11 protein-coding genes and 1 pseudogene are annotated in these 14504 nt (G+C 67.6%); 4 read left to right on the forward strand and 8 right to left on the reverse strand.

All coding sequences use genetic code 11. From position 1 onward, the window contains the following. Positions 1–210: 210 nt before the first annotated feature. Together ACWGKJ_RS16525 and ACWGKJ_RS16530 are read right to left on the reverse strand one after the other, a co-directional pair. Entirely contained in the window at positions 211–456 is a 246-nt protein-coding gene (locus ACWGKJ_RS16525; protein ID WP_453315756.1) for an ATP-binding protein, read from the reverse strand. Then, a pseudogene (locus ACWGKJ_RS16530) lies at positions 428–709 on the reverse strand (helix-turn-helix domain-containing protein); the annotation flags it as partial. The gene ACWGKJ_RS16525 and the pseudogene ACWGKJ_RS16530, both read right to left, overlap by 29 nt. A gap of 448 nt (positions 710–1157) precedes the next feature. Between ACWGKJ_RS16530 and ACWGKJ_RS16535 the strand changes: the two are divergent. Next, complete coding sequence (locus tag ACWGKJ_RS16535; RefSeq protein ID WP_385029388.1) at positions 1158–2153, forward strand: phospholipase D-like domain-containing protein; 996 nt, start codon at positions 1158–1160, stop codon at positions 2151–2153. A gap of 255 nt (positions 2154–2408) precedes the next feature. Here the strand turns inward: ACWGKJ_RS16535 and ACWGKJ_RS16540 are convergent, their stop codons facing one another. Together ACWGKJ_RS16540 and ACWGKJ_RS16545 are read right to left on the reverse strand one after the other, a co-directional pair. Continuing rightward, entirely contained in the window at positions 2409–3074 is a 666-nt protein-coding gene (locus tag ACWGKJ_RS16540) for a LuxR C-terminal-related transcriptional regulator (protein ID WP_385029385.1), read from the reverse strand. Between the two features lie 34 nt (positions 3075–3108). Continuing rightward, on the reverse strand, positions 3109–4269 hold the full coding sequence (locus tag ACWGKJ_RS16545) for a sensor histidine kinase (RefSeq protein ID WP_385029382.1): 1161 nt from the start codon (positions 4267–4269) through the stop codon (positions 3109–3111). A 196-nt stretch (positions 4270–4465) separates the two neighbouring features. On the opposite strand from ACWGKJ_RS16545, the gene ACWGKJ_RS16550 reads away from it, so the two are divergent. The 3 genes from ACWGKJ_RS16550 to dacB all read left to right on the forward strand — a co-directional run bounded on the left by ACWGKJ_RS16550 (position 4466) and on the right by dacB (position 8272). Further along, entirely contained in the window at positions 4466–5149 is a 684-nt protein-coding gene (locus ACWGKJ_RS16550; protein ID WP_385029379.1) for an ABC transporter ATP-binding protein, read from the forward strand. A 149-nt stretch (positions 5150–5298) separates the two neighbouring features. Continuing rightward, on the forward strand, positions 5299–6486 hold the full coding sequence (locus tag ACWGKJ_RS16555; protein WP_385029375.1) for an FtsX-like permease family protein: 1188 nt from the start codon (positions 5299–5301) through the stop codon (positions 6484–6486). 7 nt (positions 6487–6493) lie between these two features. Next, positions 6494–8272: a D-alanyl-D-alanine carboxypeptidase/D-alanyl-D-alanine endopeptidase gene (gene dacB, locus ACWGKJ_RS16560; protein ID WP_385029372.1), complete on the forward strand. Its 1779-nt coding sequence runs from the start codon at positions 6494–6496 to the stop codon at positions 8270–8272. Positions 8273–8440: 168 nt separating this feature from the next. On the opposite strand, the gene ACWGKJ_RS16565 is transcribed toward dacB, so the two are convergent. From ACWGKJ_RS16565 to ACWGKJ_RS16580, 4 genes are all read right to left on the reverse strand, one after another. Next, on the reverse strand, positions 8441–11794 hold the full coding sequence (locus tag ACWGKJ_RS16565) for a serine hydrolase (RefSeq protein ID WP_385029369.1): 3354 nt from the start codon (positions 11792–11794) through the stop codon (positions 8441–8443). Continuing rightward, positions 11791–12027: a serine hydrolase gene (locus tag ACWGKJ_RS16570; protein WP_385029366.1), complete on the reverse strand. Its 237-nt coding sequence runs from the start codon at positions 12025–12027 to the stop codon at positions 11791–11793. Before ACWGKJ_RS16570 ends, ACWGKJ_RS16565 begins: the two co-directional genes overlap by 4 nt. A 191-nt stretch (positions 12028–12218) precedes the next feature. Next, positions 12219–13112 carry a serine hydrolase gene (locus ACWGKJ_RS16575; protein ID WP_385029363.1) on the reverse strand — a complete coding sequence of 298 codons (894 nt, stop codon included), beginning with the start codon at positions 13110–13112 and terminating at the stop codon, positions 12219–12221. Between the two features lie 69 nt (positions 13113–13181). Further along, a complete protein-coding gene (locus ACWGKJ_RS16580; RefSeq protein WP_385029360.1) occupies positions 13182–14456 on the reverse strand; it encodes an MFS transporter in 1275 nt (424 codons plus the stop codon). Between the last annotated feature and the right edge of the window lie 48 nt (positions 14457–14504).

The following is a 14504-nucleotide window of genomic DNA, read 5'->3' on the forward strand; positions in this document are numbered from 1 at the left end:
ATCCCCGCCGGAAAGGCTCGGCGCGCCGGCCCAGCGGGATGCACCGGCGGCCGCAGCAGAACGGGCATGCGCGGGCGAGGACTGGGCCCCAATCGGTCGTGTCGGTGTCGGAGGCCGTATCGATCCGCAGGCATCCGTCCGTGCCGAACATCTCGGTCAACAGCGACAGGTGGGCTCGGGCCATACTGCGGCCGGAGAATTCTCCGGCGGTCACCCGCGCCCCTCCAGGTTCGCCCACACGACCCTTCCCCAACGTCGCTCATCCGTACCCCAGTCGGCCGCCGGCGCCGTCACCAGTAACAGGCCGCGCCCCTCCTCGTCACCGTCGCCCGCCTCGCGCACCACGGGCCGCGCCCGTGAGAAGTCCGCGACGGCCACGCGGACCCTCCGCACGGCCGTGCGCTCCACCACCACGCGGATGGATTCCCGCCGGGCGTGCTGCACGGCATTGGCCACCAGCTCGGAGAGGGCCGTCGTTCTCGCCGGTGGTGGAGACCCCGGGCGGGTCGCCCAGGAGCGTGGTCAGCTCCACACCGAGGCCGTTCGCCAGAGCATGCAGCGTAGGGAGGCGGGCCGAGTGCTTACGCCCCTGCTCAAGCTGACGGATCACATCGACGGACACGCCGGAGCCCTCGGCCAGTTGTTCTTGAGTCATGGAGGCCAGACGGCGCAAGCGGCGCAGGGTCCGTCCCAGGTCTTCGTTTGCCACCTGGCCACGGTACGCCGCCGGGCTACGGTGCTTCTTCAGCAGCAGGCAGTTTCGTGAGCCAGGGAGGCTTACTGAAAGGATCTCCCTGGCGCCGATCCCCGGTACGTCCTCGACCGCGCACCCGGAGGAGAACGTCGCGGCGGCGACGGTGCGACTGAGCCCGGTCTCGGCGGACCCGCTTCCGGCACCGTGAAGGCCGGTTGCGGCCACGCACCGGCTCCCAGGTGAGTTCGTACAGGACGACGGCCGGTACCCCGTACGCACCGGACAGAAAGCCCCCATCTGCACAATGTTTCGAGGGAGTTGACACCCAAGAGAGGGTGAAGTATCGCTTTGCTCAACCCTGCCCCTCCTTTCGTTCAACTGAGCTTCAGTGAACCCTGGCGCTGTGTCCTACTGGGTGTGCTACGCGCGTTGCGCGCTTCCTCGACTACGTCAGGAGCCCCCGGTGAACCCCACACACCGTCTGATGCCCGCCCTGGCCGCAGGCGCCTTGGCCGCCGTATGTGCCCTCGTGCCCGCCTCCGCCCACGCCGCGAGCGCCTACTCCCTCGTGGTCCTTCCGGACCAGAAGGAGGGCGCGATCTACGACTTCGTCAACTCGGCCAAGAAATCGGTCGACGTGACGATCTACGAGTTGCGCGACACCACCCTCGTCGACGACCTGGTCAAGAAGCAGAAGGCAGGCGTGAAGGTCCGCGTGGTCTTCGACTCCCAGCACGCGTCCATCGACGGCGCCGCCTACAAGGCGCTGTCCGCGGCCGGCGCCGGGGTCACGTACTCGTCCTCCTCGTACGTCTACACCCACCAGAAGACGATCACTGTCGACGGCGCCAGGTCGTACATCAGCACCGGCAACTTCGACACGAAGTACTACGCGACCTCACGTGACTACGGCGTCTTCGACTCAGACAAGGCCGATGTCGCGGCAGTCGAGAAGGTCTTCGACGCCGACTACGCGAAGACCGCCGTCACCCCGTCCGACGGCACCGACCTCGTCTGGTCGCCCACCGACTCGCAGAGCCGCCTGCTGGCCCTGGTCAAGGGGGCGAAGCGCAGCCTGGATGTCCAGGAGGAGGAGTTCGAGGACTCCACGCTGGTGAACGCGGTCGTCGCGGATGCGAAGCGCGGTGTCGCGGTTCGCGTCGTCGCCGAGAACGAGTCATCGAAGTACAGCAAGGAGCTGGCGAAGGTCACTGCCGCCGGTGGCAAGGTGACCACGTACACGAGTTCCACCGGCTTCTACATCCATGCCAAGGCGATCGTCACCGACTACGGCACGTCCGAAGCAAAGGTGTTCGCCGGCTCGGAGAACTTCTCCGCCAACTCGCTCGGCCACAACCGCGAACTCGGCCTCATCGTGAGCGACTCCGCGGTCATCAACGGCATCGAGAAGGCGTTCGGCGCCGACTTCCAGAAGAGCTCCGTGGTTCGGGCACACTGATGTCCCCGGCCTGAGCAGCTCACTGAGAGCGGGTGAGGCGTGTGTCTCCTGGTCAGGGTCGATTCTCAGGTCTCCTTGGTGCGGCCGGAGACGAGACGTACGACGGCCTTCGTTGCGTGCGGCGGTCGCCTCATGCATCCGGACCACGCCGCCGCCGCACAGACTGCTTCGAGCAGAAGGCCGGCTCAACGTCGACGGATTCGAGCCTGTACCAGAAGTTCAGGGACTCGCTCACCGGCTGGTATCGGCATCGATTCAATTGTATTCAAACCAGGTGAGAATGGCCTTGACTCTTCTGTTGTCTTCGCCGGGAGCCATGCCGAGCTTCGCGAAAACATTCGCCACATGCTTGCTGACAGCAGCGCCCGAAAGGAACAACTTCGATGCGATCTCCGCGTTGGAACTCCCCTCAGCCATGAGGGCGAGCACCTCTCGCTCGCGGGCGGTGAGTCGGGCAAGCGGCCCTTGGGGAGAGTGAGCGCGCGTGACGTGGCGGACGACCTCGGGGTCGATCACCACTCCGCCCCTGGAGACCGTTTCGAGAGCCCGTAGGAAGTCTGCGATTCTTCCCACTTTCTCCTTGAGCAGGTACCCGACGGCTCCGTCAGCGCCTGGCCCATTGAGGAGCTCTCGCACGTATGGTCCCGTGACATACGCGGAAAGGACCACCACCGGCAGATCCCGGTACCGGGAGCGCAGATCGATCGCAGCACGGAGCCCGTCATCTGTGTTTCCCGGTGGCATGCGAACATCCGTAATGACGATGTCTGGAGCGGTCCCGGCATGTGCCAATGCGTCGACAGCGGCCACCAGCTCATCGGCGTCTTCGCATTCGCGGATCACATCATGGGCGTTGGAGGCCAAGATTTCTCGGATACCTGCACGAATCAGCACACTGTCGTCCGCCAGGACAATTCTCATGCCCGCCCCTATCGGGTTGCTCAATCTGTCTCATTTACCATGGGGGTTGGCTGGGGGCGGACGCTGTAACCTCTGTTCCGCCACCGGCCGGGCTGAGGATTTCGAGATCCCCGCCGACACTCCGCATTCGCTCACGCAGTCCTGCGAGTCCGGAACCCGCGTCGATTCTCGCACCGCCGACACCGTCGTCACGAACGCGCACTTTCACGCCAGTTTTAGCGCATTTCATGTCGATCTGCGCGGTGCCCATATCTGCATGTTTCGCGATGTTCGTCAGAGCTTCGGAGACCGTGAAGTATACCGCCGTCGCTGTTGGCGACGAAAGCTGAGAGTCGTCGCCATTGCTGGTCAACTCGACACTCAGGGGTGATCGCGCAGCCAGTTCCCGGACAGCTGCGATGAGGCCGAGGTCGCTCAGCTCACGGGGGTGGATGTCACGCACCGTTTCCCGCAGCCGTTCCAGGGCGCGTTCCGCATGGGCCTGTGCCTGGCGTGCCAACTGCACGGTTCGCTCGTGGTCGGCGGCTGCCGCCTCCAGCATCCCAAGGCGCATGACGACGGCGACGAGCTCCTGCTGGGCTCCGTCGTGCAGATCGCGTTCGATTCGCTGTCGCTCGATCTCGAAGGCCGCAGTCAGGGACGCCCTGCTGCTGCGGAGCTCCTCAAGTTTCGCCAGCAGGTCCGAGTCCCGGCTTCTCGAGAAAGCGCGCAGGAGAAGGTCACGAAGAAGGGAAACTCCGGTCAACGCACTCACGGTGACTGCACCCAGAGCGATTCCTGCGGGCACGGCCAGAAGGGTTTGCTGTACTGACTTCGGCGTGAAAGGACCGACCTGTGCTGCGATACCAAAGGCCCAGAATACGGGAGAGAAAACCAAGGCGGCGGCGCCGATGAACCCGAAGAAGGAAATCAACAGTGAAAGCGCGGAAAGGAGCAACGTGGCGAGGAAAACAGGGAGGTCGGTTCTCCATACCGACTTTGAACGCAGCCGGAGTGTCACCCATCGCGTCCAGCTCTGAGCAGCGGGCCTCAGCGGCAGTACCTCAGCGCCACACCAATGGGCTCGTGAACGGTCTACCTCTGCCACCACTGGGGCCGCTACCGGGACGACAAGGAGAGAAAGCAGCAGAATCGGGAAGGTTATTGCTGCGACCAGTTCTGTCAGTACCCTCCGGGCCAAGCGAATCTGCGCCATGGCGAGCATTGTCGCACACCGCCGGAAGGTAGACCCAGGTCTACCTTCAAGCAGTGCAGGCACCCGTGCATCGGCCCTCGCGCGCTGCTTGGCTTGAGACATGCTTTTTTCAGCTTCCTCCTCTGTTCCGTGTATTCGATTGCGTGGACTTCAGATGGACTTTCCGGTCCCGGGGCGTCGACGCGAGACAACACGTGTGCTGCACGCTATCGACCTTGACGTTCCAGAAGGCCGGCTGACCGCCGTCGTCGGGCCGTCCGGGTCCGGCAAGTCGACGCTCCTGCTGTGCACGGCCGGCCTGGAGCGAGCGACCTCAGGCTCCATCGAGATCCTCGGGACGGACATCCTCTCGCTCTCGCCGCGCAAGCAGGCTGCATTCCGCAGCGAGAACGTCGGCTTCATCTTCCAGGAGTACAACCTCGTCAGTTCTCTGTCCGTCGAGGACAACATCTCCCTTCCGGCGCGGCTGGCCGGCCACCGTGTGCCCAAGTCCCGTGTTGACGACGCGATGACGCGGCTCGGCATCGCCAAGCACGCCCGGCGACGTCCCGACCGCCTCTCCGGCGGGGAACGCCAGCGCGTCGCAGTGGCCCGAGTCGTCGCGAATCAGCCCCGGATCGTCTTCGCCGACGAGCCGACCGGGGCGCTCGACCTCAAGTCCGGTCATGTCGTGCTCGACTGGCTCCAGGCGCTTCCCGCGCAGGGAACCACGGTCCTCATGGTCACGCACGACCCTCACGCGGCCGCACGGGCCGACCAGGTCGTGGTGATGGGGTCCGGGCGCATTCACGCAGTCATTCCCGGCGGCGACTCCCGCACGGTGAGCGATGCCGTCCTCGCGGCGCAGTCCGTGGATGAGGCAGGTGACGAAGCAGCATGATGCGACTCGTCTTGTCGGACATCCGCATGCAGGCATCCATGTGGCTGTGGACGCTCGTGTGTGCGGCGGTCGGCGCGGCATGCTCAGCCGGCTCGGTCATTGCCATGTTCACCGCTGTCTCGGCGGCGCGCGCAGCAGGCGATACACGCATGTCCTCGGCGTCGATCGCGCTGGGCGGAAACATCGTCTTCTTCACCTTGCTCGCCGCCGTGGGCATCGTCGCGTCCGCGGTCGGTCTGACGTTGAAGACCCAGCGACGCGAACACGCCCTGTGGGTGATCCTCGGGATCCCCCGCAATCGGGTCAGGCGCATCCTGCGCACCGAACTGATGGTGCTCGGCACGATTGCCGGTGCGCTGGCGGTGCCGCTGGCTCCTCTGGTCGCGGGTATCTCCCTCGATCAGTGGACGGCCACGGGACTCGATCTGCACGGAGCGACGGTCGGCTTCGAGCTCTCGCACGTGGGCGTAGCTGTGCTGTTCGGGGTGGTTCCGTGTCTGCTCGGCGGCTGGGGAGTCACACGCCGCGCCGCCAAGACACCGGAGATGCGCGCCTTCCGGGACCACTCGGATCCGCCGGCCCGGCCGGGCGCCGCACGCAGCGTTCTCGCCCTGTGTCTCCTCGCCGGAGTGGTCGGCATGTGGATTCCCGGGCTGGGGCTGGAACTCGAAGGCGGTGTCGAACAGCGGACGGCCTTCGCTTTCGCCGGCGACCTGTTCCTCATCTGCCTGGCGCTGCTGATGGGGCCGTGGGTTCTCACGCCCCTGATGAAGCTCTGGACCGCACTCGTACCGTCGCGCAGCGTCACCTGGCACCTTGCCGTGCAATCGTGCCGTGCACGGGCAGCTCGAAGCGTCACCACGGTGCTGCCCTTCGCGCTCTCCCTGTCGTTTGTCGGGCTCTTCATGGTGATGGGGAACGTCATGCCCGGAAGCACCGCCGGGCTGGGTGACGTCATGGTCGTTCTGGGCTGGGTCTTCGTCGTGTCCTGGGTCGGCGGCCTCGCCGTGATCGCCCTGGTCGGGCGGGAGCGCACCCGTGACTCCGCCGTCGTGACGGTCGCCGGCGCACGACCGGGCGTGGTCACCCGGTCAACGGTCTTCGAGGGAGCCATCTACGCCGGGACGGCAATCCTCTTCGGCGTGATCTCCATCGCCGTCACGAGTGCCACCATCGCCGCGGGAGCCAGGATCAGTATCGCCCGCGTTCTGAACGGTCTCCCGTGGGAGACGCTCGGCGCTCTCGCCGCTGTGACCCTCCTGACCACCTGCCTCGCCCTGGCCCTCCAGGCTGCCCGCGCATCACGCACGGTCGCGGCCCGGGCCCTGCGTTCGTAAATCCGGCATGACCACGCGCGTCACCGCCGCGCAACAAGATGAGGATCAACCCCAAATGTTCTCCAGGATCACTGGCTTCGTGCGCCGTCATACCCCGTCGGACCGCCAAGGCGTCGCCTTGCAGGAGCGCCCTCTCATGAACGGCGCCCACGCCGTCAGGCCGAAGGCACGACGACGGTCCCGCACCGTAGCCGTCGTCGCCGCCTCGACGGTCGCCGCGCTCACCGCTTCCGCGTGCCACACCGACACAACCGGCAAGCATCCTCCGGCTCCAGGATCATCGAGCGCTGCTGGAGTGAGCGCAGAGCTGCAGAGACTCATGCGAGGTGCCCCATGGTCCTCGGGACAGTGGGGTCTTCAGGTCACCGACCTGAAATCCGGCAAGGTCGTGCAGTCCGAGAACGCCACGTCCAAGTTCGTGACAGGCTCGACCGCCAAGACCTTCGCCGTCGGTGCCGCGCTCGACACACTCGGGAGCAGCCATCGGTTCCGCACCCCCCTTGTTCGCTCCGGTTCGGTATCGCGCAACGGCCGACTCTCCGGAAACCTCATCATGGTGGGAAGCGGCGATCTGACACTCGGCGGGCGGACCAACGCGCTCGGAAAGGTCGACATCCCGGATTTTGACCACACCGATGCAAATGCCGTGCCCGGTATGGCCACCCTCACGCGTGAAGACCCCCTCGCCGGCATCAACGACCTCGCCCGACAGGTCGCGGCGAGCGGCATCCGGCACATCGACGGAGACGTGGTCATCGACGACCGCCTCTGGGCCCCTGTGACGATCGGAAGCACACCCATCACGCCAACAGTCGTCAACGACAACCTCATCGACCTGCTGATCACCCCCGCAGCACCCGGCCGGCAGGCAACCGTCGACTGGCGCCCCAAGACAGCCGCGTTCACCGTCGACTCGCGCGTCACCACGACTCCCGCCGGGACGAAGCCGGCCGTGAAGACCGACTCTCCCGCTGCAGGACGCATCCGGATACGAGGTTCCGTGCCGGCGGACGCCACCGCGCCCTTCATCGCGACGTACCAAGTGCCCGACCCGGCCGCGTTCGCCCGCACGGTACTCATCGAAGCACTCGCCAAGCATGGCGTCTCCGTCGCCTCTCCCACCCTGGGGGACAATCCCGGCAGCAAACTCCCGCCGGTGCAGAAGGTCAAAAGGCTGCCCGTCTCCGCAAGTTACACGTCACCCCCCTTCAAGGAATACGCAAAACTGATCAACAAGGTCAGTCACAACCTCGGCGCCAACCTTCTGCCGCCCCTGATGGCCGTCCACAACGGCAAGCACACCTACGCCGACGGCATGAAGACCGAACGAGAATTTCTTACGCGTGCCGGCATCGACCGTGATTCCTTCGATCTCGTGGACGCCCAGGGCCTCACCCGTGACAGGGCCACACCGGCCGCCCAGACACATCTACTGCGGAATCTCTCCGGGAAGAACTACTTCGGCGTCCTGCACGACTCCATGCCGACCATGGGCGTGGACGGCTCGCTGGCCGGCGTCATCAAGCGCACCGACCCGGCCGCAGGCCACATCCGAGCCAAGACCGGCACCCTGATCGGTGCCGCCAACGGGAAGCTGGCCCTGACCACCAAGGCACTCGCCGGATACGTCGATGCGGAGAACGGCCGCCGTTACGCCTTCGCCATCTACGTCAATGACATCCCCGCACCGGGTAACACCGTGAACGGAGCCATCGACCTGGCGCTGAAAGCCAACAAGCAGTTGGGCGCCATGGCCGCAAGCATCTACCGGAACCCCAATCCCTGAGAAGCACGATCCCACTCAAGCGATGCTCGAACTCCGTGTCATGCGAGCGGACTCTCCATGAGTTCACCTCCTTCCAGGGCGTCCGCGCGGGCCCGCTCGACCAGTCGGCAGGACAGCTGGTCGGGCGGGCCCTCCCACATCGCAGCCGCAGACGCCGGCCGTGAACGGTCAGGCCACCTTCGGGGCCGCCCGCACCCCGTAGTGCACGTACGGCTCGCCGGTGGGCAGCGTGTAGAAGGTGACCGGGGTCCAGGTCCGTGATTCCGGCGCGAGGAACACGAACAGGCTGTCGGAGACCGGTACCAGGTCGTACTCCTGTGTCGGATCCGGCGCGAGTTCGGCCAGGGGGCCGGTGAGGGTTTGGCGCAGGCGCAGCCCTTCCCCGGTCAGCAGAACCTCGGCGCGCACCCCGGCCCGCTCGTACACACCGGCGTGCCGCCGCGCGTCCACGGCGGGAGGTTCGGCGGCCGGCTCAAGTGGACGCGACATGGCCACCCCGGCCAGCTCCGAGAAGATCTCCCGGTACAGCTCCTCGTACAGGTCGCGTGGACTGCCGCCGTTGGTGAGCAGCACCACCGCGAGTCCATGCTCGGGGAGCAGCCTCAGGAACGCCGCCTGGCCGATCGTGCCGCCGTCGTGGCCGATGATCTGGTGCCCGTCCCAGTCGAAACGTATCCAGCCCAGGCCCCAGGAGTCGCCGATGCTGTGCGGATCGGGCAGGTTCGTCTGCCTGTCGGCCATCGCGTCCACCGACGCCCGCGCGAGCAGGCGCTCGCCGTTGGGTGCCAGCCCGCCGGTCAGGTGCAGCCGGGCGAACGCCAGGACGTCCGCGGTCGCCGCGCTCACCAGACCGGCGGGGCCGACCGAGCGCGGCAGCCCCCAGACCGGCGCGGACGTCGGCTCGCCGCCGCCGGGCGAGACATGGCCGACCGCCGCGCGGAACAGCAGCGCTTCCTCCGGCAGCGTGATCGTGTGACTGAGGCCGAGCGGGGTGAACAGCCGCTCGCGCATCGCGAGGTCCCAGGTCTTGCCGGTCAGCTTCTCGATGACCCGGCCGGCGAGGACGAATCCCGAGTTGCAGTAGGAGAAGGTCGCCGCGAGCGGGTGGTTCTGTCCGACGCCCGCGAGCTGGTCGACGTAGCGCTCCAGGCAGTCGTCGCCACGGCCGGTGTCGGTGAACACGTCGCCGTCGATGCCGCTGGTGTGGGTCAGCAGGTGGCGCATGGTCACCCTCCTCGCCACCCCCGGATCGGCCAGTCGCAGCTCGGGCAGGACGTCCGCTATCGGCGCGTCGAGGTCGAGCAGCCCCTCGTCGACCAGTTGCATCACGACGGTCGTCGTCCACACCTTGGTGATCGAGCCGATCTGGAACAGCGAGTCGTCGGTGACGTCGACGCCGGTGTTCGTGCTCAGGACACCGTGGCGCGCCTGCACCAGCTCGTCGGCGCCGTCGGGGCCGACGCGCAGGATGCCGAGCGCTGCTCCGGGTACGCGATGTGCGCGCGCCAGTTCGCTCAGCCGGCGCTGCCAGTGGGCGTCGATCGGCACCCGCGCCGCGCTCCCCCTGGGCCTTGCGTGGCGCTCCACCCAGTCGACGACGCGTCGGTTGAAGTCCGCGCGGTGCGAGGGCCTGCCGTCGAGGATGAACAGGTGCGAGCTGCCGGGGTACAGCACCAGCCGGGCCGGGACGCCCCGCTCACGCAGCGCGGTGAACCACTGTTCCGCCTGACCCACGGGACAGCGCACGTCGTCGGCGCCCTGCACGATGAGCGTCGGTACCTGGACCTGGTCGACGTGGGTGAGTGGCGACTGCTTCGTGTACGCCCCTTCCTCCGCCCACGGAGTGCCGCCCAGTTCGCGCACGCCCATGTGGTGGCCTTCGTCCGAGGTGCCGGCCATGCTGGTCAGATCGCTGACCACCCCGCCCGCGACCGCAGCCGCGAACCGGTTGTCGCGGCTCGTCAGGTAGCAGGTCATGAAGCCGCCGTAGCTGTAACCGGACACGGCCAGCCGGTCGGCGTCGGCGACGCCCTCGGCGACGAGATGGTCCAGCGGTTCGAGGAAGTCCGGCGCGTCCGCCTGCCCCCATGCGCCGAGCGCCGCGGTGAGGAACTTCTCACCGTAGCCGTCGCTGCCGCGTGGGTTGAGCAGCAACACCGCCCAGCCGCGCGCGGCCAGCACCTGGTGGTAGATGTGGGTGGCGTCGGCTGTGCCGTTCCATGCGTTGTGCGGGCCGCCGTGGATGTCCAGTAGCAGAGGCGAGGGGCCGGTACGGGCCGGGTCACGGACCAGCCAGCCATGGACCACGGTGCCGTCGGAGATCGTGAACTCCCGCTCCTCACGGGCGAACAGCTCCACGTCGGCGACGCTCTCGCCATGGTGTGTGCGCGCCTCGACCGTCCTGTCGGCGAGGCCGACCGTCGCGATCTCGCCGAACGAGGACGGCGTGGCGAGGAGGATCGCCACGGTGTCGCCCGCGACGGCCAGGTCGCCGACGGTGTTCCCCGCGCCCCCGACGACTGGTCGCGGCACGCCGCCGTCGAGGTCGACCGAGTAGAGGTGGGTGCAGCCGCGCTCCCGCACACAGAACAGCACGCGGCCGTCCGCTGTCGGGCGTGGCGCCGCGCCGGGATAGCCGGGGCCGCCCGGCATCACGTTCCGGTCGAGGGCGGCCGTCAGGTCGATGGTGTCGGCGCCGTCCAGCGGCACCAGCAGTAGTTTGGTGTGCCCGATCTCGGTGTCCCCCCGCCCGACGACCAGCAGCGCCCGACCGTCAGGGGTCCAGGTGACCGTGGCTGCCGTGCCGTCGCCGGAGCCCGTCGACTGCGGCTCGGTGGTGCACCCGCTCAGGTGGAGGACGTAGACGGCGGACCGCAGCGTGAGGTCGGCGTCAGGCTCCCGGGCGCCGGGGAACGCCAGCCGGGTGCCATCGGGCGACCAGGCGGGATCGCCCGCGTTCCAGTCTCCCGATGTGACCTGCCGGATCTCCCGTGTGCCTACGTCGAGGACGTGCACGTGCCTGCGCAGGGTCCGTACCAGACCTGTGCCGTCGGCCTTGAAGTCCAGCCGGTCCGCCACCACCGGGGCATTCGCCCGGCGTGCGCGTGCGGTGGCGTCCTCGCCGTCCGCCGCGGCGAGGTCGACCGGCGCCGCGAAGGCGATCTTGCTGCCGTCCGGGCTCCAGACCGGCGCGCCGGCGCCCAGCGGGAGTTGTGTCACCTGCTCGGCCTCCCCTCCGGCGGCGGGCAGGAGCCACAGTTGCGGGGCCGAGTCCCCGGCGCGCAGGAACGCGATGTGTGTGCCGTCCGGCGACCACGCCGGTGCCGCGTCGGCAGTGCCCCGGGTGAGCTGCCGCGCCTCGCCGCCCGCGGCGGCGACCTGCCAGAGCGCCCGTACGTCCCGGTCGCCGTCACGGTCGGCGGCGCGCAGCACGTACACGATCCGACTTCCGTCCGGGGAAACGCTCGGCTGCTCGGGGACTGCCAACTCGTACAGATCATCAATGCCAAGGCGTCGGGTCATCGCAGGAGACCTCCTCGCTGGCCGAGCGTGCCTCCGTCGTGGCCGACCACCATGCCACCGGGCCAGTCGAAGGTGGCCGTCCAGACCTTGGTGATCGAACCGATCCGGAAGACGGAGTCCGCAGTGGCCTCGACGCCCGTGTTCTTGTTCAGCACCCCGGCCGCCCGGTCGATCGTCTCGCCGTGCGCGTATACAGCGATCGACGCGGCCGGCGCCTTGTGTTCGGCCAGCAAGTCGGGGAGGCGACTTTCCAACCAGCCACAGCGTTCATTGAGTTCGGACATGTGCACCTCTTGTCTCGGCGAGGGAGAACGGGTGATTCCGGGAGGGTATGACCTGCGCGCCCATGGCCGATTCGTGAGAAGCGACGAGAAAAGGCGCAACCTTCATCGTGGCCGACGAAACACCGGGCCGCCGGTATCGGTTACCGCCTGAGCCAGTCGACCGCCTGGGCGGCCGCGAACCCGATGAAGGCGTCACGCTCGGGAACCCGCGAACGGGCGTCGACGGCCCTGGTGAAGACGCCGACCGCGTACCGGCCACCGTCCGGGTACTCCACCACGCCGATCTCGTTGCGCAGCGAGGGCAGCGTGCCGGTCTTGCCGCTGATCCTGACGTCGTCGTCCGCGAAGCCGGAGCGCAGCCGGTGCGGCCACACCTGCAGTTCGAGCCAGCGCCGGACATCGGCGCATGCCGCCGCGGGCGCCGCTTCGTCGCGCCAGATCAGGCCCAGCAGGCGGGTGCTCTCCGCGGCGGTGGTCCGGCAGGTCTCTTCGGGTGTCAACGCGCGCAGCCCGGCGAGTTGTCCGGCAGGCATCGCGGCCAGGATCCGTTCGTCGTCCTGGTAGTCGATCCCGAGGTCCTCCCCGATCGTGCGCAACAGGTCCCCGCAGCCATGGGGGACGGCCGTCTGCGGGAGGCCGAGTCGGCGCAGCGTCTCGGCCACCGCGGCCTTTCCCACCTTGCCGAGGATCAGGTCCGTGGCGACGTTGTCGCTGATGCCGATCATCAGGACGGCCAGGTCGTACCAGGACATCGTGACGGCGTGGAGGAACGTCGCGAGGCCGTACGGACTGGCGGTCGGATGTCCCGGCGGCACCGTGATCCGCTCGGCGAGGTCGAGTTCACCGTCGGCCGCCTGCCGGGCAAGCTCCACCGCTACGGGGACCTTGAACACGGACGCGGTGACCACCGGTTCGTCGGCGTCGATGCCCACCTGTCGTGGGCTGTCCAGATCGGCCGCGTGCAGCCATACCCGGACGCCGGCTTCCGCCGCCCGCCCGGTGATTGTCTCGACCAGTTCCGATTCGGTGGCCATGGGGTCCCTTCTCTCTGTCGGGGTGGATTTCTGTCCGGACGGGATCTGCTTCCCGGGTACACCGGTCGACTACTTGGTGCCGGCAGACTCCTTGGTTCCGGCCGGCGGGAAGTTGAACTGTTCGGCTCGCTGCGGGACCCAGAACGCGATCACCGCGGTGAGCAGCGTGGTGCAGATCAGGAAGCCGAACGCGGCGGTGTAGGAGAACGCGTCCGCCAGCCGGCCCATCACCAGCGGCGCGATCACGCCGGCGACCTGGCCGCCGAAGTTCGTCACCCCGGAGCCCAGGCCGGCCACCGCCGTGGGAAGCACGCGCAGCGGAAGGCCGAAGACGCACATCATCGCCAGCCCGAACACTCCGACGGCCAAGGTCTCGTAGAGAGTGAACGTCGCCGCGCTGTCCGCCGACACCATCAGGACAAGCAGGACCGCGGTCACCGTCGCGATGGACACCAGGTACCACCTGGCCTTGTCATGGAAGTACCGGTCGAACAGCCGGCCGCCGAGGATGGTCGTCGCGAAGCCCACCAGACTCGGGATCGCCGACAGCACCCCGGTCTCGTTCAGCGACAGGTGTCTGGCCTCGAGCAGATAGCTGGGCACCCAGGTGACGAGGCCGTAGCTGAGCATGTTCATCGCGCAGAACAGCACCGCGAACTTCCACACCGCCGGGGACCTGAGTACTTGTGCGCGCGAGACTGCGGGCATCGTCGCCGTCGTCTGCGGAAGCCGGCTCAGCCGCTCCGGCAGTGCCTTGGGCAGAAGCGCCCACAACCCGATGCCGATGGCCACACCGCAACCCGCCATCCAGAGGAAGGTGTGCCGCCAGCCGATGCCCGTCAGCAGCGGGGCGACGAGCAGGGGCGCGAGGCCGGCGATCCCGCTGGCGGACAGCATCACGCTCGTGGCGGTCCCCCGTCCCGCCGGTGTCGTCCGTTCCGCGACGGCTTTGAACGACGCCGCCGGGAAAGCGCCCTGACAGGCACCGAACAGACCGCGGAACAGCAGGAGCAGACCGAATGTGCCGGCCGTCCCGGTCAGCGCGGTGAACAGCGACCACAGCACGAGCGTGATCAGCATGGGTCCGCGGGAGCCGTACCGATCGGCCAGGAAACCCGCGGGTATCTGGCAGATCATGTAGACCAGCGCAAAGACGGTGACGAGCGAGCCCTGTGCCGTCTTGCCGAGTTGGAACTCCTCTCCGATCGACGGCAGAGCCATGCTGATCGAGAAACGGTCGATGTAGTCGATCGACCAGGCGCACAGCATGACCACCATCGTGATCGTTGCCGTCCGGTTGACCCGCTTCGGTGTCCAGGTGTCCTCGGTGATCACCGCCGTCATGACTACCTCCGTACCGTTGCGTCGGGGTTGATGGCCCATCCTGGACAT

Source organism: Streptomyces sp. NPDC054757, from assembly GCF_053612185.1.